The organism is Neisseria sp. P0014.S009 (assembly GCF_051958155.1).
Classification (GTDB): domain Bacteria; phylum Pseudomonadota; class Gammaproteobacteria; order Burkholderiales; family Neisseriaceae; genus Neisseria; species Neisseria flavescens_C.
This window is the reverse complement of sequence record NZ_JBQCVS010000003.1, coordinates 122,410-148,016: the sequence shown is the minus strand read 5'-3', so window position 1 is coordinate 148,016 and position 25,607 is coordinate 122,410. Positions and strand designations below refer to the sequence as shown.

At 54.5% G+C, this 25,607-nt stretch carries 21 protein-coding genes, 1 tRNA gene and 1 riboswitch; of the genes, 17 read left to right on the top strand and 5 right to left on the bottom strand.

All coding sequences use genetic code 11. From position 1 onward, the window contains the following. Positions 1–81 precede the first annotated feature (81 nt). The 4 genes from ACTHS4_RS04070 to ACTHS4_RS04055 all read left to right on the top strand — a co-directional run bounded on the left by ACTHS4_RS04070 (position 82) and on the right by ACTHS4_RS04055 (position 5,098). Positions 82–1,488 (top strand): SEL1-like repeat protein, encoded by a 1,407-nt coding sequence (locus tag ACTHS4_RS04070; RefSeq protein WP_440365531.1) that lies wholly within the window; start codon positions 82–84, stop codon positions 1,486–1,488. A 217-nt stretch (positions 1,489–1,705) separates the two neighbouring features. Continuing rightward, on the top strand, positions 1,706–2,920 hold the full coding sequence (gene gltS / locus ACTHS4_RS04065; RefSeq protein WP_371460191.1) for a sodium/glutamate symporter: 1,215 nt from the start codon (positions 1,706–1,708) through the stop codon (positions 2,918–2,920). Positions 2,921–3,025: 105 nt separating this feature from the next. Beyond that, positions 3,026–4,048, top strand: a complete 1,023-nt coding sequence (locus ACTHS4_RS04060) for a lysozyme inhibitor LprI family protein (RefSeq protein ID WP_440365530.1) — start codon at positions 3,026–3,028, stop codon at positions 4,046–4,048. Between the two features lie 54 nt (positions 4,049–4,102). Further along, positions 4,103–5,098: a S49 family peptidase gene (locus ACTHS4_RS04055; protein WP_440365529.1), complete on the top strand. Its 996-nt coding sequence runs from the start codon at positions 4,103–4,105 to the stop codon at positions 5,096–5,098. A 190-nt stretch (positions 5,099–5,288) separates the two neighbouring features. Here ACTHS4_RS04055 and pdxA read toward each other — a convergent pair whose 3' ends face one another. Both pdxA and ACTHS4_RS04045 read right to left on the bottom strand, forming a co-directional pair. Continuing rightward, entirely contained in the window at positions 5,289–6,293 is a 1,005-nt protein-coding gene (pdxA, locus tag ACTHS4_RS04050; RefSeq protein WP_440365528.1) for a 4-hydroxythreonine-4-phosphate dehydrogenase PdxA, read from the bottom strand. A 156-nt stretch (positions 6,294–6,449) separates the two neighbouring features. Next, positions 6,450–6,980, bottom strand: a complete 531-nt coding sequence (locus ACTHS4_RS04045) for a cytochrome b (protein ID WP_084824619.1) — start codon at positions 6,978–6,980, stop codon at positions 6,450–6,452. Positions 6,981–7,214: 234 nt separating this feature from the next. Between ACTHS4_RS04045 and ACTHS4_RS04040 the strand changes: the two genes are divergently transcribed. The 10 genes from ACTHS4_RS04040 (at position 7,215) to waaA (ending at position 17,564) form a co-directional block, all read left to right on the top strand. Further along, positions 7,215–8,744, top strand: coding sequence for an ABC transporter permease (locus ACTHS4_RS04040; protein ID WP_070826773.1), 1,530 nt, complete (start codon positions 7,215–7,217; stop codon positions 8,742–8,744). A gap of 114 nt (positions 8,745–8,858) precedes the next feature. Next, the gene (locus ACTHS4_RS04035; protein WP_070826771.1) at positions 8,859–9,422 is read left to right on the top strand and encodes a hypoxanthine-guanine phosphoribosyltransferase; all 564 of its coding nucleotides are present in this window, start codon (positions 8,859–8,861) and stop codon (positions 9,420–9,422) included. Between the two features lie 57 nt (positions 9,423–9,479). Next, positions 9,480–9,908: a PTS sugar transporter subunit IIA gene (locus ACTHS4_RS04030; protein ID WP_049344952.1), complete on the top strand. Its 429-nt coding sequence runs from the start codon at positions 9,480–9,482 to the stop codon at positions 9,906–9,908. Between the two features lie 49 nt (positions 9,909–9,957). Beyond that, positions 9,958–10,227, top strand: a complete 270-nt coding sequence (locus tag ACTHS4_RS04025) for an HPr family phosphocarrier protein (protein WP_003683718.1) — start codon at positions 9,958–9,960, stop codon at positions 10,225–10,227. Then, positions 10,227–11,990 carry a phosphoenolpyruvate--protein phosphotransferase gene (gene ptsP / locus ACTHS4_RS04020; protein ID WP_070826769.1) on the top strand — a complete coding sequence of 588 codons (1,764 nt, stop codon included), beginning with the start codon at positions 10,227–10,229 and terminating at the stop codon, positions 11,988–11,990. The genes ACTHS4_RS04025 and ptsP overlap by 1 nt, the downstream gene beginning before the upstream one ends. Positions 11,991–12,505: 515 nt before the next feature. Next, positions 12,506–13,621, top strand: coding sequence for an ABC transporter substrate-binding protein (locus ACTHS4_RS04015; protein WP_070826767.1), 1,116 nt, complete (start codon positions 12,506–12,508; stop codon positions 13,619–13,621). A 117-nt stretch (positions 13,622–13,738) separates the two neighbouring features. Next, positions 13,739–14,785: a FecCD family ABC transporter permease gene (locus ACTHS4_RS04010; protein ID WP_004519102.1), complete on the top strand. Its 1,047-nt coding sequence runs from the start codon at positions 13,739–13,741 to the stop codon at positions 14,783–14,785. A gap of 10 nt (positions 14,786–14,795) precedes the next feature. Then, positions 14,796–15,563 carry an ABC transporter ATP-binding protein gene (locus ACTHS4_RS04005; protein ID WP_070826765.1) on the top strand — a complete coding sequence of 256 codons (768 nt, stop codon included), beginning with the start codon at positions 14,796–14,798 and terminating at the stop codon, positions 15,561–15,563. Positions 15,564–15,731: 168 nt separating this feature from the next. Next, positions 15,732–16,163, top strand: coding sequence for a plastocyanin/azurin family copper-binding protein (locus tag ACTHS4_RS04000; RefSeq protein WP_070590107.1), 432 nt, complete (start codon positions 15,732–15,734; stop codon positions 16,161–16,163). A gap of 138 nt (positions 16,164–16,301) precedes the next feature. Continuing rightward, the gene (gene waaA, locus ACTHS4_RS03995; RefSeq protein ID WP_070826763.1) at positions 16,302–17,564 is read left to right on the top strand and encodes a lipid IV(A) 3-deoxy-D-manno-octulosonic acid transferase; all 1,263 of its coding nucleotides are present in this window, start codon (positions 16,302–16,304) and stop codon (positions 17,562–17,564) included. A gap of 347 nt (positions 17,565–17,911) precedes the next feature. Here waaA and ACTHS4_RS03990 read toward each other — a convergent pair whose 3' ends face one another. Continuing rightward, on the bottom strand, positions 17,912–19,921 hold the full coding sequence (locus ACTHS4_RS03990) for an OPT family oligopeptide transporter (protein ID WP_440365527.1): 2,010 nt from the start codon (positions 19,919–19,921) through the stop codon (positions 17,912–17,914). A gap of 248 nt (positions 19,922–20,169) precedes the next feature. On the opposite strand from ACTHS4_RS03990, the gene ACTHS4_RS03985 reads away from it, so the two are divergent. Then, entirely contained in the window at positions 20,170–21,174 is a 1,005-nt protein-coding gene (locus ACTHS4_RS03985; RefSeq protein WP_440365526.1) for a quinone-dependent dihydroorotate dehydrogenase, read from the top strand. A gap of 57 nt (positions 21,175–21,231) precedes the next feature. Here the strand turns inward: ACTHS4_RS03985 and rnhB are convergent, their stop codons facing one another. Then, positions 21,232–21,825 (bottom strand): ribonuclease HII, encoded by a 594-nt coding sequence (rnhB, locus tag ACTHS4_RS03980; RefSeq protein ID WP_049350693.1) that lies wholly within the window; start codon positions 21,823–21,825, stop codon positions 21,232–21,234. A gap of 154 nt (positions 21,826–21,979) precedes the next feature. Between rnhB and ACTHS4_RS03975 the strand changes: the two genes are divergently transcribed. Further along, positions 21,980–23,125: an FUSC family protein gene (locus ACTHS4_RS03975; RefSeq protein WP_070826758.1), complete on the top strand. Its 1,146-nt coding sequence runs from the start codon at positions 21,980–21,982 to the stop codon at positions 23,123–23,125. 154 nt (positions 23,126–23,279) lie between these two features. Here ACTHS4_RS03975 and ACTHS4_RS03970 read toward each other — a convergent pair. Beyond that, positions 23,280–23,356 (bottom strand) — tRNA-Met (locus tag ACTHS4_RS03970). A gap of 111 nt (positions 23,357–23,467) precedes the next feature. Beyond that, positions 23,468–23,567, top strand: a riboswitch (TPP riboswitch). A 94-nt stretch (positions 23,568–23,661) separates the two neighbouring features. Here ACTHS4_RS03970 and thiC point away from each other — a divergent pair. Beyond that, positions 23,662–25,551 carry a phosphomethylpyrimidine synthase ThiC gene (gene thiC / locus ACTHS4_RS03965; RefSeq protein ID WP_440365525.1) on the top strand — a complete coding sequence of 630 codons (1,890 nt, stop codon included), beginning with the start codon at positions 23,662–23,664 and terminating at the stop codon, positions 25,549–25,551. Positions 25,552–25,607: the final 56 nt, after the last annotated feature.

Genomic DNA, 25,607 nt, shown 5'->3' with positions numbered 1-25,607 from the left:
AAATTTTTACAAAGCCCTCAACCGGTATCGCCGCCCATATGCCGCAGCATCCGTCTTCCACTTTATATCCGCCCGCAAACCATGACCGCCGCTCCTGATATCCTCTACCGGCAAGCCGCCGCCCTTTTGGAACAATCCAATACCGCCCAAGCCCTGCCCCTGTTGCAACAGGCCGCAGAGCAGGGATATACGGAAGCTGCTTTCGTATTGGGCGACCATCTGCTGCAAAACGGTCATCCGGAGCAGGCACTTCCATGGTTGGAAGCCGCCGCGGCCCAACGCCATCCCAAGGCACTCTTCACCCTGCTGCAACAACGCGAACACAACGGCACCCCGACCGGACAGCTCCTCAACGAATATGCCTGGCTGGGTGAGCAGGGACACCCTGAAGCCCAATTAATCCTCATGTGTTACCACGCGCAGCGCAACGATCCACAATCGCTCTACTGGGCGGAGCTTGCCGCTGCCCGATATGCCGCGCCTGCATATTACCATCTGGCACGCCATCATCAACGACAAGGCGACGTTGCAACAGCCATCGAACAATACGAAAAAGCGGCCGCGCTCGGCGTGACTGCCGCCTGCTGGCAACTCGGTCAAATCTATTTCTACGGTACAGGTGTCAGCCCAAACCACGTACAAGCCGAACAATACTTCGAACAAGCCGCGCAAGCCGGCCACATCGCCGCACAAACCCTGCTGGCCGACCTTCTTGCCGCCCAACGTAAACCCGAAGCCTTAGAATGGTATCGTCGTGCCGCCGATAAGGAGCAAGCGGAAGCACAGGCCAAGCTGGCCCAATATGCCCTAACCGGCGAACTTTCTGAACGAGACCCGTTCCAAGCGGCACGCTACGCCAAAGCCGCCGCCGAGAAAAACCATCCCGAAGCCCTGAAAATCATGGGCGACCTCTACCGCTACGGCCTTGGCATCAAAGCCGACAACCATATCGCGCACGATTACTACCACCGTGCCGCCGCGCTGGGTTCTGCCGCCGCGGCACAAAAACTCATCAGCGACGCCGCGCTGTACCATCCGCAACAATACGAACAAATCAAAACAGCCGCCCTGCAACAGCAACAAACCGAAACCATCTACCGTTTGGCGGAAGCACAAGCCCACGCCATCGGCCGTCCCACCGACTACAATGCCGCGCGCAAGAATTACATGGAAGCTGCCGAATTCCACCATAAAAACGCGGCGGCAGCCTTAGGCCGCATCTACCATTACGGCCTCGGCACGACGCAAGACCCTCGGGCAGCCGCCCACTGGTACGCCATCGCTGCCGAACAAAACCACCCTTCCGCCCAATACCACCTCGCCTGTTTTTACTATCACGGGCAAGGTGTAAGCTGCCATGTTCCGACCGCCTGCTACTGGCTGCAGGCCGCCATCAGCAACGGCCACACTTCGGCCGAATCATTAACATCCCTATTAGAACAATGGCGACGCGAAGCGCACCGTGCCATCGGACAAAAGGCCGTCTGAAAAGATTTACACTCGCATTTTTTGACAAACTTTAACTATTCCCCTAATATTTGCCAGTTATTTTTCACGGACACGTCATTGTTTTCATTTCTTTCTGAAAACACCTTGTCCGCGCATCAATACCATGACACTCGGCGGATAACGCCAAGCGTTGAAACACACTACATCCGGAACAAAAACGGATGCTCGGAAAAACATTTCTAGGAGGTGAAACAACATGGAATGGGAATTCAACAGTTATTACACACTGATTGCCGCCACGCTCGTGTTGCTGGTTGGTAAATTTCTGGTTCAAAAAATCAAATTCTTAAGAGACTTCAATATTCCCGAGCCGGTCGCCGGCGGTTTGATTGCCGCTATCGTCCTGTTCGCCCTGCACGAAGCATACGGCGTCAGCTTCAAATTTGAAAAACCGCTGCAAGATGCGTTCATGCTTATCTTCTTTACATCCATTGGTTTGAGTGCCGACTTCTCCCGTTTGAAAGCGGGCGGCTTGCCTTTGGTTATCTTTACCGCCGTAGTGGGTGCATTCATCATCGTCCAAAACTTCGTCGGTGTCGGCTTGGCGAGCGCATTGGGCTTGGATCCGCTGATTGGCCTGATTACCGGTTCGATTACCCTGACCGGCGGTCACGGTACAGCCGGTGCATGGGGTCCTGACTTTGAAAGCAAATTCGGCCTGACCGGCGCAACCGGCTTGGGTATGGCTTCTGCAACATTCGGCCTGGTATTCGGCGGTTTGATCGGTGGTCCTGTTGCACGCCGTCTGATCAACAAAATGGGCCGTAAACCTGTCGTCAAAACTGCCAAATCCGACGACAATGATGCTGCCGACGACATCTTCGAACAAGCACAGCGCACCCGCCTGATTACTGCCGAGTCTGCTGTCGAAACCCTGGCTATGTTTGCCGGCTGTTTGGCATTTGCCGAAATCGTGGACAGCTACGACAAAGCCTTCTTCGACCTGCCTAAATTCGTATGGTGTCTGTTTGCAGGCGTGGTCATCCGCAACGTCCTGACTGCCGCCTTCAAAGTCAATATGTTTGACCGTGCCATCGACGTATTCGGTAACGCCTCCCTGTCCCTCTTCCTGTCTATGGCTCTTCTGAACCTGAAACTGTGGGAATTGACCGGTCTGGCAGGCCCTGTAACCATCATCTTGGCCGTACAAACCGTCGTTATGATTCTGTACGCCACTTTCGTTACCTACGTCTTCATGGGTCGCGATTATGACTCTGCCGTATTGGCGGCCGGTCACTGCGGTTTCGGTTTGGGTGCTACCCCGACTGCCGTTGCCAACATGCAGTCCATTACCCAAACTTTCGGCCCGTCTCACAAAGCCTTCTTGATTGTGCCTATGGTCGGTGCGTTCTTCGTTGACTTGCTCAACGCCGCCATCCTCTCCGGCTTCATCAGCGTCATCAAAGGCTGATACGTCTGACATAGAAAAGCACTTGCCGCATTTACTTGCTGCAAGTGCTTTTGTTATGATAGGTACGTCAGGCCGTCTGAAAGGCCGTCACCTTCAGGAGTACCCATGTACAAAAAAACCGCTTCCGTATTGATTTTAAGCACGATTCTTCTTGCCGCATGCAGCAAAGAAGAGCCGAAAGCCGCGCTTGATTGCGCCCAACCGGCCACACTGCAAAACATCCGTACCACCATCGAAGACACCCTCAAACAACAAGCGCGCTCCTTTGCCCGCAACGACAACCGCCAATTCGTCGATGCTGACAAAATCATCGCCGCCGGCCTCGAATTAGAAACCCTGCTTGAAGACCCCAAAGAAACCGAAGACGACGGCAAAGCCATCTGCCGTGCCAACCTCAAAATCCGCATTCCCGACACCATCCTCAAGACGGCCATAGACAACAGCCCGCTGATTTACGGCAATACCCCGTTGTCCGACATGCTCGAACAAAAACTGATGGGCAGCAACCTGACTTTTGAAAACAACACGTTCAGCACCACCCTGCTCTACACCCCCGATAAAGACGGCAAACCAGTTCTCGAAGACAACACCCTGAGCACCACGGCCCAAACCCTTTCCGCCACCCTGCTGCCCTACGGCGTGAAAAGCATCGTCATGATAGACGGCAAACCTGTATCCAAAGAGCAGGCCATCAAGCTGCTGCAAAACCAAAATACAGAAGAGCCGCCGACTGTCAATCCGCAAGACATCCTTGAAAACAACGCCGCCAGCCAAGCCGTCGGTTTGACCGATGATGACGACGATTCAGACTACGAAGTCCTGCACCCTGACCGTGAAACTCCGCGCAACGAGCCGCCCGGCCTCAGCCAAAGCGAACTCGACAACGCGCGCGCGCAAAACCGTCAAGCAGACGGCGAGATCAACGACCTCTGGGGCGGCTTAGACAGCGATGTCAAGCAACAAATCCTCGGCGAACAACGCGCCTGGATTCAAAGCAAAAAACTCAACTGCCAACAAGCAGCCGCGTCCGCAGACAACGCCGCACAAGCAGAATACCTGCGCCTGCAGTGTGAGACCCGCATGACCCGCGAACGTACGCAATACCTGCGCGGCTATTCCATCAACTAAAACCGATAAGGCCGTCTGAACATTCAGACGGCCTACAAGAAAGCACATCACATCATGCAATACCGAATCCACCGTGAAGGCGATGCCCCAAACACACCCTCTTCAGCCTCCACACCCGTCGACAACTGGGAGCGCAACACCCTGCGCGAAGTCCTCCTCGCCGCCTACCAAGAACAGCGCCGCGCCCGCATTTGGCGCAATATCTGGCGTGGCGTCGCCGTCCTCATCTTCCTCAGCCTGATTTTCGGCCTTGCGGAAGAAGAAGGAAAAACCACGAGCATCCAAGCCCGCAGCGAACACACCGCCGTTATCGACCTGACCGGCGAAATCGGCAACGACATCGACGACCAAGTCCAAATCCTGCGCGACAGTATGGAAGCTGCCTACGAAAACGGCAATGCCAAGGCCATCATCATCCGCGCCAACAGCCCCGGCGGTTCGCCTGTTGTGTCCAACACGGCCTTTAACGAAGTCCGCCGCCTCAAAGCCGAACACAAAGACATCCCTGTCTACCTCGTTGCCGAAGACATGTGCGCTTCCGGCTGCTACTACATTGCCGCTGCGGCCGACAAAATTTACGCAGACCCTTCCAGCATTGTCGGCAGCATCGGCGTGATCGGTGGCGGTTTCGACTTTACCGGCCTGATGGACAAAGCTGGTGTCAAACGCCGTCTGAAAACCGCCGGCAGCAACAAAGGCATGGGCGACCCTTTCACGCCTGAAACCCCGGCGCAAACCCAAATTTGGGAAACCATGTTGGGCGATATCCACCAAGAATTCATCAAAGCCGTCAAACTCGGCCGCGGCGCAAGGTTGAAAGATAAACAATATCCCGACGTTTTCAGCGGCCGCATCTATACCGGCAAAGAAGCCAAACAGGTCGGCCTGATTGACGACTTCGGCAGCATTTACAGCGTTGCCCGCGATGTCGTCAAAGCCCCCGAGCTGGTCAACTACACGCCGCAAGACGATTTCAGCAAAATGCTCAGCCGCCGCTTCGGTGCGGAAGTGAAGGCCAAAGTCAAAGAAACTTTGTCTGAAATTTGGTAAACCAAAAAACCAAAAGGCCGTCTGAAACCCAAAACATGGGGCTTCAGACGGCCTTTTTATATGGTTTTTAAAATAAAACGCTGATTATTGTCCAAACATCCATCGGCTTCATCAAATCGGCAGGCAGATGCTCCCTGATGATGCTCTTACAGGAACACTTTACGCCTGCAAACGATTAAACCTCCACGCTTCAGACGGCCTGCTTCTGCATATTGTGCGCCATATCAAGCGCGGCGCGGACGGCGGTAATCAAACTGCCGGAATCAGCTTTGCCTGTGCCTGCCAAGTTCAAGGCCGTGCCATGATCGACAGAGGTGCGGATAAAGGGCAGGCCGAGGGTGATATTCACGCCTTCGCCGAAACCGGCATATTTGAGCACCGGCAGCCCTTGGTCGTGATACATGGCGAGGACGGCGTCGGCATCTTTGAGCAGGAAGGGTTGGAACACGGTATCGGCCGGATAAGGGCCGCGCGCGTCTATGCCTTCGGCCTGCAGGGCATGAAGCGCCGGAATAATGGTGTCGATTTCTTCGTGTCCCAAATGGCCGCCTTCGCCCGCGTGGGGATTGAGGCCGGTAACGAGGATGACCGGTTTGGCTATGCCGAACTTATGGCGCAGGTCGTGTTCAAGAATGCGGACAACCGACTCGATTAAAGGCTTCGTGATGGCGACGGAAATGTCTTTCAGCGGCAGATGAGTGGTGACCAATGCCACACGCAGGCCGCCACCGGTCAACATCATGACGACTTGTTCGGTATGGCTTTTTTCGGCGAGGTATTCGGTATGACCGCTAAAAAAGCCGTTGCCTGCATGGGCATCGTTGATGATGCCTTTATGCAGCGGCGCGGTCACCATACCGGCAAACAGGCCGTCTGAAATGCCTTGATACGCCGTATCCAGCAGTCGGAGGACATACGCGGCATTGGCAGGATTGAGTTCGCCTGCCCGACATTCGGCATCTAAAGGAATATGCAGGACTTCGAGTTCGCCCTTAGGCAACGGTTCAGCCGCTTGGGCTTGAAAGTCGCGCAAGATGACGGACTTGCCGAGCTGTTCAGCTCTTTGTGCCAACAGATTTTTGTCACACAAAACAACGGGGCGGCAAGGAAGGTCGGCGAAAGCCAAATCGAGGCAGATGTCGGGGCCGATACCGGCCGGTTCGCCGGAAGTGATGGCGAGAATGGGAGCAGTCATGGTGTTTCTCGGTATGGTTTACAGTATTTAGACAACGTCAGGCAAAATGCCTGCCCTACTTTTGCAGATTAACACAAATACAAAAAGGCCGTCTGAAAACAGTTTTTGCTTGGTCAAACTGTTTTCAGACGGCCTTGTCTGTTTACCGTTTTACACTTAAGAACGGCGGCCGATCATGCGGTATAAAACGTCGTGGCCTTGAATGCGGTGGACGACAACCATGGCGATATGGCCGGCAACAAGCGCAAAAAGCAGCCAGCCGAGTTTGCCGTGCGCCATATTGCCGAGGTTGGACATCCATTCGATTTTCTCTGGCGAACCCTGCATCACTTGGACACCGAATACTTTCAATGGGCCGCGACCGCCGCCGTATTGGCGGATCATGCCGATAACGGGAACGGCAAGCATGAGGACGTAAAGGGCAAGGTGGCCTGCTTTGGCGGCAAAGCTGTCGGCGGCAGGACGTTTGGATGCATTAAGCAAGGCCCAAACAATGCGCACGGCAATCACCAGCAGCGTGATGAAACCGATGGATTTATGTACGCCGAAGAGCGATTTGACCCATTCTTCGCCATCGTAGATGGTCCAAACGGTAATGGTGGAGAGGATGCCGATAAAACCGAGTACGGTCAGCCAGTGCAACGCGCGCGCGACGGCATCGTAGGTTTGTGGGCGTGTAGCGGTCATAATGTTTCCTTGTTTTTGATTTATTTGGTTTTTTTGAATCGGCGGCATTGTAACAAAAATGCCGAACCAATTATGTTGCCTTTTTGAAGAGATTTCGTAAATGTTTGGAAAATTTGAAGAAACGGCGGTTTTATCCGTCAGGCTGCCCGGGCCGTCTGAAAACAAGGGCAGGAATACCACCTTCTATGCCGAACTCGGGCTAAAATAGGCGTTTTTATTCTCGGGTACGCATCGATGCAGGTTTGGATTCGGCGGTTTGCGCTGTTGCTTCTGCCTTTGGGTTTTTTGGCGGTCATGGTGGCTGCGCCTTTGCTGTCGCTGGCGTTTTACGACGGCGAAGGCGCTTGGGCGGAAGTGGTGGCTGATGACTATATGCGCCTGCGCTTGGGCTGGACGGTGGCACAGGCGGTTTTGACCTGCGTCTTGGTCACGGCTTTGGGCGTGCCTGCGGCGTGGGTGCTGGCGCGGATGGACTTTGCCGGACGGCGCACGGTTTTACGCCTGCTGATGCTGCCTTTTGTGATGCCGACTTTGGTAGCAGGCATGGGCGTGCTGGCCTTGTTTGGCGCACACGGTATGCTGGCGGCAGGTTGGCAGGACACGCCGTGGCTGCTGATTTACGGCAACGTGTTTTTCAACCTGCCGGTTTTGGTGCGCTCGGCGTATCAGGGATTTGTGCGTGTGCCGCAGGCGCGGTTGCTGTCGGCACAATCTTTGGGCGCGGACGCGTGGCGGCGGTTTGTCTGGGTCGAATGGCCGGTGGTGCGCGCGTGGGTTGCCGGCGGCGCGTGCTTGGTGTTTTTATATTGTTTTTCAGGCTTCGGACTGGCCTTACTGCTCGGCGGCGAACGTTTTGCAACGGTGGAAGTGGAAATCTACCGGCTGGTGGCGTATGAGTTGGACATGGCGCGTGCGTCGGTGTTGGTGTGGCTGGTGCTGGCAGTTACGGCGGCGGCAGGCGGTTTGTATGCGTATTGGAGCAGGCGCGTGACTGTGGATAAGTCGGTCTCGCCTTTGCCTCCGCGTGCGCCGATATGGGCTTGGGAAAAATGGCTGACGGCAACGGTATTGGTAATGTTGGCAGTATGCTGCCTGCTGCCCTTGGCGGCGGTGTGGCTCAAGGCGGTATCGGCAGGCTCTTCTTGGGTAGTTTTACTGGAAGCGCAAACGTGGGCGGCAGTGTGGAACACCGTCCGTTTCTCGGCAGCAGCGGTGGCGGCGGCGACGGTTTTGGGCGTGCTGTATGCGGCGGCGGCACGGCAAATGGCGTGGTTGCGCGCGCTGATGTTTTTGCCGTTTATGGTGTCGCCTGTGTGCATCGCGTTTGGCGTTTTGCTGCTCTATCCGCAGTGGACGGCTTCGCTGTGGCTGCTGACGGCGACTTACGCGCTGTTGGCGTATCCGTTTGTGGCCAAAGACGTACTGACTGCATGGGACGGTTTGCCCAAAGATTACGCGGCGGCGGCGCGCACCATGGGCGCAAATGGTTTTCAGACGGCCTGTTATGTCACCGCGCCTTTATTGAAACCGGCTTTGCGGCGCGGCCTGACTTTGGCTTCGGCAACGTGTATCGGCGAATTTGCGGCCACATTGTTCCTGTCGCGTCCCGAATGGCAGACGCTGACCACTTTGATTTACGATTATCTCGGACGCGCCGGTGCGGACAATTACGGACGGGCGATGGTGTTGACGGCGGTATTGACCGCTTTGGCTTTAACGGCATTTTTGCTGGTGGACGAAGCGGAAGGGCAAAAGGCCGTCTGAACGTGGTCGGCTCAACCCCCCTTCACTTTCACTACACTATTGCCGCACCTTGTATCGAAAATTGATTGAATCCGCTATATAATTTGTTTTTGACCGCACTCAACACGACCTATGATGACCGACTTAGAAACCAAACGCCTTGAAACCCAAGCCATGCTGGACAATGCCGACTTGCTGTTTGACCAAGAACAATGCCGCGCGGCCTTGCAAAAAGTTGCCGACGACATTACCCGCGACTTGGGCGGCAAATACCCCCTGCTCCTGCCTGTAATGGGTGGTGCGGTGGTGTTTACAGGACAGTTGTTGCCGCTGTTGCGCTTTCCTTTGGACTTTGACTACGTCCACGTTTCCCGCTACGGCGACAAACTCGCAGGCGGCGCGTTCAACTGGAAACGCATGCCCGACCCCGAGCAAATCAAAGGCCGTCATGTAGTCGTTTTGGACGACATCCTAGACGAAGGCCACACCATGGCTGCCATTCAGGAAAAACTGTTGGAAATGGGCGCGGCAAGCTGCCGTGCGGCCGTATTTGCCAACAAACTGATCGACAAAGAAAAACCAACCAAAGCCGATTATGTCGGTTTGAACGTGCCCAACCGCTACGTCTTCGGCTACGGTATGGACGCCGCCGGCTGTTGGCGCAACCTCGGCGAAATCTACGCCTTAAACAATAAATAAAACAAAGGCCGTCTGAAAAATCTTCAGACGGCCTCAACCCCATGCTAGGAACACATCATGATAGGTTTGTTAATCATTACACATGAAACCATAGGTGAAGCCTATCGCGGTTTGGCCGACCATTTCTTTCCCAACGGCTTCCCCGAAAATCTCCACATCCTCGGCGTACAGCCCGACGAGGATCAAAACGACATCATCAACAACGCCATCGCCGCGTTGCAGGAATTTCCCGACAACCGCGGCGTGCTGATCATGACCGACATCTTCGGCGCCACACCGTGCAACGCCGCACGCCGACTGGTGCGCGAAAACAAATCCGCCATCCTGACCGGCCTCAACGCCCCGATGATGATTAAAGCCATCCAATACTCATCACAAGCCGAAAACCTCTCCGACTTCACCGAAACCGTCAAAGAAGCCGCCATCCGGGGCATTTTCGCCATTACATCCGCACCTGAAGACCTGGTGTGCAAAGAACACGGCTAAGGCCGTCTGAAAACATTCACTTTACGAACATTACATTTAGGGGACATTCATGCTCAAACAAGAAATCGAAATCATCAACAAACTCGGCCTGCACGCGCGCGCTTCCAGCAAATTCACCCAAACCGCCTCCCAATTCCAAAGCGAAGTCTGGGTCACCAAAAACGGTAACCGCGTCAACGGCAAAAGCATCATGGGCCTGATGATGCTGGCCGCCGCCAAAGGCACCGTGATTGAGCTGGAAACAGAAGGCGCAGACGAAGCCGCCGCCATGCAGGCGTTGACCGACCTCATCAACGACTACTTCGGCGAGGGCGAATAATGAGCATCGTCCTACACGGTGTAGCCGCGGGCAAAGGCATTGCCATCGGCCACGCCCACCTCATCACGCGCGGCACAACGGAAGTCCCCCAATACGACATTGATCCCGACAAACTCGATGCCGAAGTTGCCCGTTTCGACAACGCCATCAAAGCCACGCGCAAAGAATTGGAACAGCTGCGCGGCGCGATTCCCGAAAACGCCCCGACCGAATTGGGCGCGTTCATCTCCCTGCACCTGATGCTGCTGACCGACGTCACCCTCTCGCGCGAACCCATCGACATTTTACGCGAGCAGAAAATCAACTCCGAATGGGCATTGAAACAACAAAGCGACAAACTCGCCGCCCAGTTCGACAGCATCGACGACGACTACCTGCGCGAACGCAAACAGGACATGCTCCAAGTCGTCCGCCGTATCCACAACAACCTTGTCGGCCAAAGCAACGAAATCAACCTCGCCGGCAACCTGTTTGACGACACCGTCCTCATCGCGCACGACCTCTCGCCTGCCGATACCGTACTATTCAAAGAGCAGCACATTACCGCCTTCGTAACCGATGCCGGTGGCCCGACCAGCCACACCGCCATCTTAGGCCGCAGCCTCGACATCCCGTCCGTCATCGGCCTGCATAACGCCCGCAAACTCATTACCGAAAACGAAATCGTCATCGTCGACGGCATCAACGGCGTCCTCATCATCGATCCCGACGAAGTCGTCCTCAACGAATACCGCCGCCTCGCCCGCGAATACCGCAGCCACAAGCGCGAACTCAACAAAATCAAGAAAACCGCCGCCACCACGGCCGACGGCATCAACATCGAACTTTTGGCCAACATCGAATCCGCCGAAGACATCAAAGCCCTGCACAACTTCGGCGCAGACGGCGTCGGCCTGTTCCGCAGCGAATTCCTCTACCTCAACCGCGACAACATGCCGACCGAAGACGAACAATACGAAGTCTATGCCGGCATCGTCAAAAAACTCAAAGGCAAAAACATCACCATCCGCACCGTCGATTTGGGTGTCGATAAAAATCCGCGCTGGTTCGGCCAAAACAGCACGCCCAACGGCAGCCTCAACCCCGCGCTCGGCCTGACCGGCATCCGCCTGTGCCTCGCCGAGCCGGTCATGTTCCGCACCCAAATGCGCGCCATCCTCCGCGCCGCCGCCCACGGCCCCGTACGTATGATGTGGCCGATGATTACATCCATTTCCGAAGTGCGCCAATGCCTTATCCATCTGGACACGGCCCAACGCCAACTGACCGAACGCGGCGAAACCTTCGGCCCGGTCAGCATCGGCTGCATGATCGAAATCCCGTCCGCCGCCATGACCGTCGGCAGCATCCTCAAGCTCGTCGACTTCGTTTCCATCGGCACCAACGACCTGATTCAATACCTCCTGTCGGTCGATCGCGGCGACGACAGCGTCAGCCACCTCTACCAACCCGGCCACCCTGCCGTCCTCAAAACGCTGCAACACATTATCCGTACGGCAAACCGCATGGAAAAAGGCGTGTCCATCTGCGGCGAAATGGCCGGCGATACCGTCTTCACCCGACTGTTGCTCGGCATGGGCTTGCGTCGCTTCTCCATGAACCCCAACAACCTGCTTTCGGTTAAAAACATCATCCTGCACAGCCACACCGGCCATCTCGAAAACGATGCCGCCAAAATCCTGCGCTGCGAAGACCCGGAAAAAGCCGAAAAACTGATTAAAATCATCAACCAAAGCGAACAGGCGGAATCACAGACCGTCTGAATCTCTAAAAAGGGCGTGTTTCGATACACGCCCTTTTTATTCGTCCCCATTTTTAGTTTATGCCCGATTCTCCCTCAAGCCCTCTTCTTCCCTATTTCGCCATTTCAAAAACCAACCTTTTTCACTTTTCCCAAACACTGCTTACAGGCCGTCTGAAAAATATAGGGCGCAAGTGAAATAAAACTTTTATGCCTACACCAAAGACCGTCTGAACCCTGATTGCAAGGTTCAGACGGCCTTGTTTTCAACCGAATACCTTTTATTTTTTTGCAATAAAAAACCCTTTACCGATCCATTCCAGCTACTGCCCACCATGGCTTTAGGCACCCCATATCATTCCTTTTTACTAGGTCTTCAGTACACCCAAGCCCTATATAAACACTATACCTTCGTTTTAATGATGAAACTTTTTATTTCGAAATATGTCTATCCCTACATTCGCTTGAAAAAAGATTCAATACCTTGTAAATTTATAAAAAGATAGTAATTATCATCATATTTTAAAGGAATGATTCATGAGATTTACGCAACTTTCTGCTTTGATTGCCGCCGCCGCTTTATCAGTCGGCTCCGTATCCGCTTTTGCCAAACCCGTTCAGCTGACCGATATCCTCGGCCGTAAGGTAACTGTCGACCTGCCTGCCAAGCGCGTAGTGTTGGGCTTCTACTACCAAGACTACATGGCCATCGGCGGCAAAACCGCGCTGGACAACGTCGTTGGTTTTTCCAAAGCAGTTTGGGCCGACTGGGCGCCGCCAAGCTGGGCGGCATTCAGCAAAGCCGTGCCTAAACTGAATCAGCTGACCGACGTGGGCGAAGTGGAAGTCGGCACATTCTCGATTGAGAAAGTATTGGCACTGAAACCCGATTTGCTGGTTTTGGCCGAATGGCAATACAAGGCTTTGGGTTCCGATCTCGACCGCATCAACAAGGCCGGCATCCCCATCGTCGTGTTGGACTACAACGCGCAAACAGTGGCCAAACACGTCCAATCGACCAAGCTTATCGGCACGCTGACCGGCCAGCAGCAAAAAGCCGACAAACTGGCGGCAGACTACAAACGCGTTGCCGACACCATCCAAGCGCGCGTGCAAAAAGCCAACCTGCCCAAGCCTAAAGTCTATATCGAGTTCGGCAACAAAGGCCCTGCCGAACACAGCGTTACCTTCGGCAAGAGCATGTGGGGTTCGATGGCGACACTGGTCGGCGGCAACAATATCGCCGCTTCTTCGGTCGAATTCTACGGCCCGATCAATCCTGAAAAAGTCCTCGCCGCCAAACCCGACGTGATCGTGATTACCGGCCGCGAAACCGAATTGAAGAAAAACCCTGCCGCCATGGTCATGGGCTGGGGCATTCCAAAAGCCGAAGCGGAAAAACGCTTGGCAGGCTTTGCCAAACGCGCTGGCTGGGCCAACCTGCCTGCGATTAAAAACAACCGCCTCTACGCCGCCTACCACGCTAACTCGCGCACGCTGTCCGACAGCGCATCGATTCAGTTTATGGCCAAAGCGATTTATCCGCAGTTGTTTAAGGATTTCAACCCTGAGAAGACCTATATGGACTTCTACCGTCAAAACCTGCCTGTTGTACCGAACGGCACGTTCTACCTCTATCCGAAAGGACAATAAGGTAATTTAGATTTTCAGACGGCCTTTTAAATCGGAAGGCCGTCTGAAATTTTTGCGGAAGAAAAAGGCAAACCTGTTTCTTCCCTTTCACAACACTCTTTTTTAAAGGTTTGAAACATGAATGATTCGGTTGTCGCCGAGATTGTGAAAAACCAGCGCAAGTTGGAAGGCAAGCGTTGGTTGATTGTGTTGATGTTTTTAGTCATCGCAGCGGTCAGTTTCCTATTCGACATCGCCACCGGCCCTGCGATGACAGACACGCTGCCCGTCGGCGAAGTGGTCAATGTTTTGCTGGGCAAACCCGAAGTCGATGAAATGAACCGCCTGATTGTGATGGATTTGCGCCTGCCGATTGCGGTGATGGCCTTGGTGGTCGGCGCGGCTTTAGGTGTCGGCGGTGCGGAAATTCAAACGCTCCTGAACAACCCGATGGCCAGCCCTTATACGCTGGGCTTGGCGGCGGCGGCGGGTTTGGGCGCGTCGGCGGTGATTGCGTTCGGCGGTTTCGGGCTGCCTGAAACAGTCGCCGTTCCCATCGGCGCGTTTGTAATGACCATGCTGGCTTCGGGCATCTTGTTTCTGTTTGCCTCGGCACGCCGCTTCAACTCGGCGATGTTGGTGCTGGTGGGGATTGCGCTGTTGTTTCTGTTTCAGTCGATTTTGTCGCTGATTCAGTTTATCGCCGCGCCTGAGATTTCGCAGCAGATTCTGTTTTGGCTGTTCGGCAGTTTGAACAAGGCAACTTGGGAAACAGTCATCGTTACGGCGGCGGTTACGGCGGTATGCGTGTTTCTGCTTTCGCGCGATGTGTGGAAGCTGACTGCGCTGCGCTTGGGTGAAGAACGCGCCGTCGGGCTGGGCATCAATCTGCAATTTTTGCGCCTGAAAACTTTGGTATTGGTGGCGGTAATGACGGCAACGGCAATCAGTTTTGTCGGCGTCATCGGCTTCATCGGACTGGTCGCGCCGCATGTGGCTCGGATTCTTTTGGGCGAAGACCAACGTTTCTTCCTACCCGGCGCGATGCTGGCGGGGGCGGCGTTTTTGTCGGTGGCCAGCGTGTTGTCCAAGGTGATTATTCCGGGTGCGCTGTTTCCGGTGGGCATCGTTACGTCGTTTGTCGGCGTACCGTTCTTCTTCTGGATTGTATTAACGAAACGATAGGCCGTCTGAAATGTTGAAACTTGAAAACGTACACATCCGGCGCGGCGATTATGTGGTCGCCGACAATATCGATTTGACGCTGGAACAAGGCAAAGTCTATTCCGTGCTCGGCCCCAACGGCACGGGCAAATCTTCGCTGATGAAAACGATTTTCGGCGAAGTGGCGCACAAAGGCGCTATCCGCTACGGCGACGAAGTGTTGAGCAAAATCCACCTGCAAAGCTGGCGCAAACGCATAGGCTATATGCCGCAGGACACCGCCGCCGAAGCCTCGCTGACCGCGCTGGAAGTCGTGTTGCTCGGCCGCATGGACGCGCTGCACATGCACGTCGGCGACGAACTGCTGCACGAAGCCGCAAGTATCATGGCGGAGCTGGGCATCGGCCATCTGGCGCACCGAGACGTCATGCGGCTTTCCGGCGGACAGCGGCAGCTCGTGATGTTTGCCCAAGTCATGCTGCGTCGCCCCGAAATCCTGATGCTGGACGAACCGGTCAGCGCGCTGGATATGCACCATCAGCTCAATCTTTTGGAGCGCGTGGTGCAATACACGCACGAACACAATCTGGTTACGCTGATGGTCTTGCACGATTTGAGCCTCGCCGCGCAGTTTTCAGACGGCGTGATTCTGCTCGGCGAAGGCAAAGTACAGGCGCAGGGTGCGCCGCAGGACGTGTTACAGGCGGACATGATCGGCAGGCTGTATAAAGTGGACATCGAGCTTTTGTACGACAGCAAAGGTCTGCCCGTTATCCGCCCGATGCGGAAGAGTGCGTAACTTAACCGCCCCTGCAAATGTCGGATTTGAGCATCCGGCCTGCAAACTCCCTGCAACTTATCCCCTCTCCTGCGGGAGAGGGTTAGGGAGAGGGCGGTAAGCCCAAGGCTTGCCTCTCCGACTCATCAGCCCGCCCCATATTTTTTATCCTTAGAAAGGACTTTCTCCATGAAAAAATCCCTCTTCCTCCTGATGCTGACCGCTTCCCTTAGCGCATACGCCGCCAACCACGAAGTCAAAATGCTCGACAACGGCAAAGACGGCAGCATGGTGTTCGAACCCGGCTACGTCAACGCCAAAGTCGGCGATACTGTTACCTTCAAAGCCGCCAACAGCGGCCACTGGGTACAAAGCAAAGCCCTGCCCGACGGCGTTGCCGACTTCCTCTCCGAAGACGGTAAAGACTTCACCCTCAAACTCGACAAAGAAGGCGTGTATGTCTATACCTGCCCGCCACACCGCATGATGAACATGAGCGGCGTGATTCAGGTCGGCAAACCGGTGAACAAAGCCAAAGCGCAAGCCGTTGTCGATGAAATGGAAAACCGCGCCATGCAAAGCAAAGGCCGTCTGAAAAAATACATGGCGCAAGTGAAGTAAACGCGTTTATGCCCGCATTAAAGGCCGTCTGAAACCTTTCAGACGGCCTGTTTCCTTTGCGTAAAACACGCATCAAAGCTATATCTTCCGTTTCAGTTTCCGATAAAATAGGCCTATTCCGACACAAGACCCGTAAGCATGATACGCCGCCTTTACGCCACGCTGTGGCACCTCGCCCCCTTCCTGATCCGCAGCCACCTGCGCCGCCGCGCCCTCAAATCCCCAGCCTATCTCGAGCATTGGGGCGAGCGTTTCGGGCAGGCGTATCCCGATCCCGTACAACGCCCGATTTGGATACACGCCGTATCCGTCGGCGAAACACGTGCGGCCGAACCCTTAGTCCAGGCATTGCGCCGCCATTTTCCCGATTCGCCGTTTCTGATTACCCAAATGACGCCGACCGGCCGCGCCACCGCGCAATCCCTGTTTCCCGATGCGCAATGCCGTTACCTGCCCTACGACAAATCCGAATGGGTCGCACGATTTTTAGCCGAACACCGCCCCATCTGCGGCATTTTGATGGAAACCGAAATCTGGCCCAACCTGATGCACGGCTGCCAAAAAGCAGGCATCCCCCTCTTTTTGGCCAACGCGCGCCTCTCCGAAAAATCCCAACGCGGCTACCTCAAAATCCGCAAGTTGGTCGAGCCTGCCATGCAGAGCCTCTCCGGCTGCTTTGCCCAAACCGCCACCGATGCCGAACGCCTGCACCTCATCGGCGCATCCAACGTCCACGTCTGCGGCAACACCAAATACGACATCGCGCCCCCCGACGACCTGCGTCCGCTTGCCACCACCTTTAAAGAACGCATCGGCGCACGAGCCGTCGTCGTCTGCGCCAGCACGCGCGTGTACAAAGGCACAGACGAAGCCGAGCTGCTCCTCAAAGCATGGCAGGGCTACCGCGGCAATGCCTTGCTGGTCATCGTACCGCGCCACCCTGAAAACTTTCAGACGGCCTACGATACCGCCAAATCGCTTGGTTATACTGTCCAAAAACGCAGCGACGGACAACCCGTTTCCCCCGACACACAAGTTTGGATAGGCGACAGCATGGGTGAACTTGCCGCCTACTACCTCAGCGCAGACATTGCCTTCGTCGGCGGCAGCCTGGTCGATGCCGGCTGCCAAAACATCATCGAACCCATTTCCTGCCGCGTCCCCACCCTCTTCGGCTACTCCAACTACAACTTCGCCCAAGCCTGCAAAGGCGCAGTCGAAGCCAAAGCCGCCGTCCGCGTCGAAACCGCCGAAGCCTGGTACAGAACCACGCGCCAATACCTCGACGACGAAACGCTGCGCCAACAGCTGATCAGCCACACCGAGCAATTCATTTCGCAACATCAAGGCGCCAGTGCCAAAATTGCCAAAGCGATTGCAGATTGTTTGAATCAGCGTTAAACAATAAAAAACCGCCTGTTCATGACAAACAGGCGGAAACTGAAAAACAGTTTTTTGTTTTCAGCCGTTTAATTGACTAAGAGCAGGAACAGGGTTAAGATAATCCTAACGACTGTCCGCAGTCTCAGCCATGAACGACCTTTCGGCTTGGTTCGTTTCATGTTGAAACTCTCCTTTCTAGGGAGGTTCAAATAAAACAGCCCCACTGCCATGGGGCTGTTTCACTACCTAGCCCCGCGATAATTATACCCAAACTTCCTAAAATCATTCCAAACAAATTCCACTAAAAAGGCCGTCTGAAACCCCAATTTTTTGGGTTTTAGACGGCCTTTTCTCAACCTACAAACTTAGCGTCCTGCTTTCAACACGCGGCGTGCAAACACAAACATACCGAAAACAAAAAACGCCAAGCCCAGCCATTTGGCGGCCGTATCCCAGTTTTCCAGGTTCAGGGCCAAAGGCGCATCCGAACCGCCGTTGGTTACGGAGAAGGCAATGATAAACGCCATAATCACACCGATCAGGCTCTCGCCGACAATCAAACCGGCGGAGAACAGCGTACCGATACGTTCCGCATTTTTCAGACGGCCTTCACGGTTTTCTTGACGGCGGGCGATGACGGATTTCAACACAGCCGCCAATACCGCGCCGATCACAATCGGCATATTCACAGACGGCGGCAGGTAAATGCCCATGCCCACGGCCAATACCGGCAAAGCACGCTTGCCGCCGGAAGATTTGCGCAATGTGAAATCGACCGCAATCAACGCCACACCGATTGCCACGCCGGTGAAAATATAATCCCATTGCAGATTGTGCGAGAAAATACCTTGGGCGATGGTGGTCATCAAAGTTGCCTGAGGCGCGGCAAGTGCTTGGGCCGCATCCATGCCTTCACGCGGCATTGCGCCGGTAAAGCCGTAGGCTTCATACAAAAGCTCCAACACAGGCGAAATCACCAATGCACCGACAACGCAGCCGATAATCAGCGCAACCTGCTGTTTCCAAGGCGTCGCTTTTACCAGATAACCCGTTTTCAAATCCTGCAGGTTGTCATTGGAAATCGAAGCCACACAAATCACAGACGCACCGCAAAACAGCGTCAACGCCAGCAGAAATTTGCGGTTTGCCTCATCCGCCATCAAGCCACCGGATTCGCCGACCAGCAGCAACACCAGCGAAATAATGACGATAGAGACGATGCCCACACCCGAAATCGGGCTGGAAGACGAACCGACCAAACCGGCCATATAACCGCAAGCCGCGGCCACTAAAAAGCCGATAATCGAAGCCAGCAGCGTACATACAACCACCAACAGCCAAGCCAAACCGCCGGAAATATGCGAGTCGCCGATAAAGTGGAAGAAAGACACGCCCAACACCAGCATCATCGCCAACACCCAGGCAATTATCGCCTTAGCCGACAAATCCTGTTCCGTGCGCTCGGTCATCTGCGCGCCGCCGAGATTGCGGAAAGACAGGCGCATACCTTCGGCCATCGGTTTCACCAAAGTCAACAGCGTCCAAATAGCCGCAATACCGATCGTACCCGCGCCGATAAAACGGACTTTTTCCTTCCACAAAGACATCGCAAAAGGAATCATCTCCATATCGGCAGGTTGCGGAATATGCGCCGACAGATAAGGCACGGCCACACCCCAGGCAATCGAAATACCCAGCAAAATCGCGATACCGCCGGTCAGGCCGACCAAATAGCCCGCGCCCAGCAAGGCCAAAGAAAAGCCCATCGGCACTTGAAACACCGACGCGCCGCCTTTAAACCAAAAGCTCGCGCTGTCCGCCACCACGCGCAAACCGCTTGCACAGAAGCTCATCAAACCGGCCAATGCGCCGCCCGACACCAATTCCTTGATACCGCTGCCGCCTTCCTGCTGGTCCGCATCATGGTCGCCGACCTTCAAAATCTCAGCCGCCGCCACGCCTTCCGGATAAGGCAAATCGCTCTTCACCACCATCGCATAACGCAAAGGCACAGTGAAAATCACGCCCAAAATACCGCCGGACATACACAGCAGCGTAGTCTGCCAAAACGGAAAGCCTGCCCAATAACCAGCCATCAGCAAACCCGGCAAAATAAAAATAATACTGGAGAGCGTACCCGCGGCCGAAGCCTGAGTCTGCACCATATTATTTTCCAGAATATTGCTGCCTTTAAAAAACTTCAAAACCGCCATCGAAATCACCGCAGCCGGAATCGAAGACGCAAAAGTCAGGCCCACCTTCAAGCCCAAATACACATTGGATGCCGTAAAAATCACCGTAATCAACGCGCCGAGTATCATCCCCCGCAGCGTCAATTCACGGAAACTCGCATAAGGATCAACCGCCTGTTTCATAAAAATCTTCCTGTATCAGGTAAACAATCAAATCAAAACTTTTCAGACGGCCTTTTGATACATCCATCAGGCCGTCTGAAAAGCCTCTCTCTTACCATTTTAATAAACTATCCGATTACACGCAAAAACCCTATTTATTTTCATTTGACGCCAAACAATAAAATCATATCGATACAGACGTTTGGGGCAGTTTAACGGTTTCAGGTAAAATAACGCCAAATTCATCAACCGTTCAGAAAGCCGCAGCCATGTATTCACTCGTCCGCCCTATCCTGTTCCGTTTCGATGCAGAAAAGGCCCATCATTTCACGCTCAACAGTTTGCGTTCTATCGAAAAACTCGGCCTGCTGCCCAAGGTGGACAGCCACACCCGGCCAACCGAGCTGATGGGTTTGCAGCTGCCCAATCCGGTCGGCTTGGCGGCAGGTTTGGACAAAAACGGCGAGTGTATCGATGCGTTTGCCGCTTTGGGTTTCGGCTTTGTCGAAATCGGCACGGTAACGCCCAAGCCGCAGCCGGGCAATCCGCAGCCGCGCCTTTTCCGCGTTCCGGAACACCAAGGTATCATCAACCGCATGGGTTTCAACAACCACGGCATCGACGCGATGATCCGCAACATTGAAAACAGCCGCTTTAAAGGCATTTTGGGCATAAACATCGGCAAAAATGCCGTTACGCCGATTGAAAACGCTGCCGACGATTATCTGATTTGCTTGGAAAAAGCCTACGCCCACGCGAGCTATATCACGGTCAATATTTCTTCCCCAAATACGAAAAACCTGCGTGCCTTGCAAGGCGGCGACGAGTTGAGCGCATTGTTGGAAGCCTTGAAAAACAAACAGGCGCAACTGGCAGCCGCGCATGGCAAATATGTGCCGCTGGCAGTCAAAATCGCGCCGGATTTGGACGAAGCGCAAATCGGCGACATCGCCCATGTGGTCAAATCTGTGGAAATGGACGGCATCATCGCCACCAACACAACCATCGACAAATCAAGCTTGGGCAGCCATCCGCTCGCAGACGAACAAGGCGGTTTGAGCGGCTTGCCCGTACATGAGAAAAGCAATCAGGTGTTGAAACTTTTGGCGGAACGCATTGACGGCAAACTGCCAATTATCGGCGTCGGCGGCATCATGAACGGCGCGGACGCGGCAGAAAAAATCCGCTTGGGCGCCAGTGCGATTCAAGTGTACAGCGGTTTGATTTATCGCGGCCCTGAGTTGATTAAAGAGTGTTTGGCTGCGTTGAAATAATACTTTCCTAAAAAATAAGGCCGTCTGAAATCTTTCAGACGGCCTTTTGATATGCTTTCATTCTTCAAACAGATTGCCTTGTGCCAATAAGGTTTTGACCGGTGCGAAATCGCGGCGGTGTTCCGGCAAGACGCCGTATTGTTTCAACGCGGCCAAATGTTGCGCCGTGCCGTAGCCTTTGTGGCGGTCAAACCCGTATTGCGGATAGCGTTTCGCCAATTCATACATTTCCGCATCACGCGCGGTTTTGGCCAAAACCGAAGCGGCAGAGATTTCAATAATTTTGCTGTCGCCTTTGACCACGGCTTCGGCAGGGACATTCAAATCTTTCGGCACGCGGTTGCCGTCTATCCACACTTTGTCGGGAGCGACCGACAGCCCCTCGACTGCGCGCTTCATCGCGGCCATGGTTGCGTGCAGGATGTTTAGTTGCAGGATTTCGTCGGGGTCAGCAAAGGCAATGCTCCACGCGACCGCCTGTTCCTTAATCATCTGCGCCAGCATATCGCGCTTTTTTTCGCTCAGCTTTTTTGAGTCGGTCAAACCCGGCAGGTCAAAATGTTCCGGCAGAATCACTGCCGCCGCAAATACGCTGCCGACCAAAGGGCCGCGTCCCGCTTCGTCCACGCCTGCGCTTAAAACCGTCGCCATTTCTTCACCGCCTGTCTGATTCAAAGCCGCCATTATATCCGCTTGCGGTAGAGAAATTCTGCAATAGTTCAAACCGTTGGGGAACAGTTCAAATTTCATCTGCTTTACCAATCAGTTATAATTTACATCCCCACATACCGATACGTCTTACAACATGCCTGCCCAATCCGAACGCCTCCATTTTTCCGAACGCTGGCTCAACGCCTACGAACGCTACCGCTATCGCCGCCATATCCACGCCTTCCGCCTCGGCTTGGCAATCGTGTTTTCCACCCTGTTGGCCAAAGTCTTCCACCTGCAACACGGCGAGTGGATCGGCATGACCGTCTTTGTCGTCCTCGGCATGCTGCAATTCCAAGGCGCGATTTACTCCAAAGCGGTCGAACGCATGCTCGGTACGGCCATCGGTTTGGGTGTTGGGTTGGCCGTTTTATGGTTGAATCAGCATTATTTGCAAGACGGCGTTTTCTTCTATCTGATTATCGGTGCCGCCAGCGCGGTGGCCGGTTGGTCGGCAGTCGGCAAAAACGGCTATGTCGCCATGCTTGCCGGTTTGACCATGTGCATGCTCATCGGCGACAGCAGCCACCATTGGCTCGACAGCGGCCTGATGCGCGCCATGAACGTTTTGATTGGTGCCGCCATCGCCATTGCCGCCGCCAAACTCCTGCCCCTGCGCTCCACCCTGATGTGGCGCTTCATGCTTGCCGACAACCTCACCGACTGCGCCAAAATGATTGCCGAAATCAGCAACGGCAAGCGCATGACGCGCGAGCGTTTGGAACAAAATATGATTAAAATGCGCAAAATCAACGCCCGCATGGTCAAAAGCCGCAGCCATCTGGCCGCAACATCCGGTGAAAGCCACATCAGCAACAATATGATGGAAGCCATGCAGCATGCCCACCGCAAAATCGTCACCACCACCGAGCTGCTCCTGACCACCGCCGCCAAACTGCGCGCGCCCACGCTCAACGAAAGCGAAATCCGCCTGCTCGACCGCCACTTCAACCAACTCCAACGCGAACTGCGCCTGACCGTCCGCCTCATCAAAGGCCACTACGCCCGCCGTATCCGCATCGATACTTCGCTCAATACCGAACTAAGCAAACCGGCCGCCCGCCTGCATTACGACTGGCAAGGCTTCCTCTGGCTCAGCACCAATATGCGTAACGAAATCGCCGCTTTGGTGATCCTGTTGCAACGTTCGCGCAATAAATGGTTGGACAAAAAAGAATTGCAACGCCTGAAAGAACACCTGCGCAACGACAACAAGCCCAAATCGGAAGAGGCCGTCTGAAAAAAGGCCTATCGTATTTTTACCCAAACCCCGCCGCAATACAGTAAAAGGCCGTCTGAAACCCAATGGTTCAGACGGCCTTTCAATCAATCCAAGCAACAATAAATGCCGCATAAAGCAAAATCCCCTGCGATTGCAGGGGATTTTTTATATTTGGTTGCGGGAGCAGGATTCGAACCTACGACCTTCGGGTTATGAGCCCGACGAGCTACCATGCTGCTCCATCCCGCGTCAGAAGTTGTAACTATACGGAAAGACAGAATCGCTGTCAAGCGTTTCTGACAGAAAATGCGAAAAACGCCGCTTTACAAAAAACCGTCCGCATGGTTTAATTTTTCGTTAATAAAGAAACAGGGGTGCTGCTTTCAAACCGAGCGGCTGAGAAATACCCTTTACACCCGAACAGGATAATACCTGCGTGGGGAGTTTCGGCAAATGTGATTTTAGACGGTTGATTGAAGATATACACAAGGCCGTCTGAAAAAAAGCAATGCTCCTGTTTCCATTTCATAACTGAGAAACAGGAGCAATTTTTTATGACTACCGCTAAAAAAACCGGCGATGAGGCGCGCCGTCTTTCCGACTTGAGCGAAGACATCGGCATCCGCTTCCAATATCCCAATTCCGACCGCGTCTATATCCCAGGCAGCCGCGCCGACATCCGCGTACCTTTGCGCGAAATCCGTCAGGACGACACCTACACGGCGCAAGGTACAGAAGCTAATCCGCCGATCCCGGTGTACGACACCAGCGGCGCATACGGCGATCCGGCGGCGCACATCGACCTAAAACAAGGGCTGCCGCACGTCCGCACCGCATGGCTGGACGAACGCGGCGATACCGAAATCCTGCCCAAGCTTTCCAGCGAATACGGCACCGAACGCGCGCACGATCCGAAAACCGCCCATCTGCGCTTCAACCAAATCACCCGTCCGCGCCGTGCCAAAGCAGGCCGCAACGTAACCCAGCTCCACTACGCCCGCCAAGGCATCATCACACCGGAAATGGAGTTTGTCGCCATACGCGAACGCATGAAGCTGGACGAACTTTTCAGACGGCCTGAATACGCCAAGCTCTTGAAACAGCACGCAGGGCAAAGTTTCGGCGCGAATATCCCGACCCACCCCGACCAAATCACGCCCGAATTTGTGCGCCAAGAAATCGCCGCCGGACGCGCGATTATCCCTGCCAACATCAACCACCCCGAACTCGAACCGATGATTATCGGCCGTAACTTCCGCGTCAAAATCAACGGCAACTTGGGCAACTCCGCCGTTACCTCCAGCCTGACCGAAGAAGTCGAAAAAATGGTGTGGTCGCTGCGTTGGGGCGCGGACACGATTATGGACTTATCCACAGGCGCGCACATCCACGAAACGCGCGAATGGATTATCCGCAACGCGCCCGTCCCCATCGGTACCGTACCTATTTACCAGGCTTTGGAAAAAACCAGCGGCATTGCCGAAGACCTGACTTGGGATTTGGTGCGCGATACCTTAATCGAGCAGGCAGAACAAGGCGTGGACTATTTCACCCTGCACGCAGGCGTATTGCTGCGTTATGTACCGATGACGGCCGACCGCCTCACCGGCATCGTATCACGTGGCGGCTCCATCATGGCGAAATGGTGTCTCGCCCATCATCAGGAAAACTTCCTCTACACGCATTTCGACGAAATCTGCGAAATCATGAAAGCCTACGACGTATCGTTCAGCCTCGGCGACGGCCTTCGTCCCGGCTGCATTGCCGATGCCAACGACGAATCCCAATTCGCCGAGCTGCACACCTTGGGCGAATTGACCGCCAAAGCATGGGAACACGACGTACAAGTCATGATCGAAGGCCCGGGCCATGTACCGTTGCAACGCGTGAAAGAAAACATGACCGAAGAGTTGCAACACTGCTTTGAAGCGCCTTTCTACACCCTCGGTCCGCTCGTTACCGACATCGCCCCCGGCTACGACCACATCACCTCGGGCATAGGTGCAACCAATATCGGCTGGTACGGTACGGCCATGCTCTGCTACGTGACCCCGAAAGAGCATCTCGGCCTGCCCGACAAAGAAGACGTGCGCACCGGCATCATCACCTACAAACTCGCCGCCCATGCCGCCGACCTCGCCAAAGGCTGGCCGGGCGCACAATTACGCGACAACGCCCTGAGCAAGGCACGTTTCGAATTCCGCTGGCGCGACCAATTCCGCCTCAGCCTCGACCCCGAACGCGCCGAGAGTTTCCACGACGAAACCCTGCCTGCCGAGGGCGCGAAAATCGCCCACTTCTGCTCGATGTGCGGCCCAAAATTCTGCTCGATGAAAATCACGCAGGAAGTGCGCGACTACGCCGACAAGCAAAAAGCCCAACGGCAGGGCATGGAAGAAAAAGCGATTGAGTTCGTCAAAAAAGGAGCAAAGCTTTACAGTTAAAACGTAAAGCAAAAAAGGCCGTCTGAAAATGTTTCAGACGGCCTTTTTAGTGATTA

What these genes read in the sequence shown, in the direction of transcription:
- ACTHS4_RS04005 (WP_070826765.1), top strand. Translation starts at nt 14,796, where the DNA reads ATGTTGAAACTTGAAAACGTACACATCCGGCGCGGCGATTATGTGGTC.
- ACTHS4_RS04070 (WP_440365531.1), top strand. Translation starts at nt 82, where the DNA reads ATGACCGCCGCTCCTGATATCCTCTACCGGCAAGCCGCCGCCCTTTTG.
- pdxA (WP_440365528.1), bottom strand. Translation starts at nt 6,293, where the DNA reads ATGACTGCTCCCATTCTCGCCATCACTTCCGGCGAACCGGCCGGTATC.
- ACTHS4_RS04045 (WP_084824619.1), bottom strand. Translation starts at nt 6,980, where the DNA reads ATGACCGCTACACGCCCACAAACCTACGATGCCGTCGCGCGCGCGTTG.
- gltS (WP_371460191.1), top strand. Translation starts at nt 1,706, where the DNA reads ATGGAATGGGAATTCAACAGTTATTACACACTGATTGCCGCCACGCTC.
- ACTHS4_RS04040 (WP_070826773.1), top strand. Translation starts at nt 7,215, where the DNA reads ATGCAGGTTTGGATTCGGCGGTTTGCGCTGTTGCTTCTGCCTTTGGGT.
- ACTHS4_RS04015 (WP_070826767.1), top strand. Translation starts at nt 12,506, where the DNA reads ATGAGATTTACGCAACTTTCTGCTTTGATTGCCGCCGCCGCTTTATCA.
- ptsP (WP_070826769.1), top strand. Translation starts at nt 10,227, where the DNA reads ATGAGCATCGTCCTACACGGTGTAGCCGCGGGCAAAGGCATTGCCATC.
- rnhB (WP_049350693.1), bottom strand. Translation starts at nt 21,825, where the DNA reads ATGGCGACGGTTTTAAGCGCAGGCGTGGACGAAGCGGGACGCGGCCCT.
- ACTHS4_RS04000 (WP_070590107.1), top strand. Translation starts at nt 15,732, where the DNA reads ATGAAAAAATCCCTCTTCCTCCTGATGCTGACCGCTTCCCTTAGCGCA.
- ACTHS4_RS04030 (WP_049344952.1), top strand. Translation starts at nt 9,480, where the DNA reads ATGATAGGTTTGTTAATCATTACACATGAAACCATAGGTGAAGCCTAT.
- ACTHS4_RS04060 (WP_440365530.1), top strand. Translation starts at nt 3,026, where the DNA reads ATGTACAAAAAAACCGCTTCCGTATTGATTTTAAGCACGATTCTTCTT.
- thiC (WP_440365525.1), top strand. Translation starts at nt 23,662, where the DNA reads ATGACTACCGCTAAAAAAACCGGCGATGAGGCGCGCCGTCTTTCCGAC.
- ACTHS4_RS04055 (WP_440365529.1), top strand. Translation starts at nt 4,103, where the DNA reads ATGCAATACCGAATCCACCGTGAAGGCGATGCCCCAAACACACCCTCT.
- ACTHS4_RS03985 (WP_440365526.1), top strand. Translation starts at nt 20,170, where the DNA reads ATGTATTCACTCGTCCGCCCTATCCTGTTCCGTTTCGATGCAGAAAAG.
- ACTHS4_RS04035 (WP_070826771.1), top strand. Translation starts at nt 8,859, where the DNA reads ATGACCGACTTAGAAACCAAACGCCTTGAAACCCAAGCCATGCTGGAC.
- waaA (WP_070826763.1), top strand. Translation starts at nt 16,302, where the DNA reads ATGATACGCCGCCTTTACGCCACGCTGTGGCACCTCGCCCCCTTCCTG.
- ACTHS4_RS04010 (WP_004519102.1), top strand. Translation starts at nt 13,739, where the DNA reads ATGAATGATTCGGTTGTCGCCGAGATTGTGAAAAACCAGCGCAAGTTG.
- ACTHS4_RS03975 (WP_070826758.1), top strand. Translation starts at nt 21,980, where the DNA reads ATGCCTGCCCAATCCGAACGCCTCCATTTTTCCGAACGCTGGCTCAAC.
- ACTHS4_RS03990 (WP_440365527.1), bottom strand. Translation starts at nt 19,921, where the DNA reads ATGAAACAGGCGGTTGATCCTTATGCGAGTTTCCGTGAATTGACGCTG.
- ACTHS4_RS04025 (WP_003683718.1), top strand. Translation starts at nt 9,958, where the DNA reads ATGCTCAAACAAGAAATCGAAATCATCAACAAACTCGGCCTGCACGCG.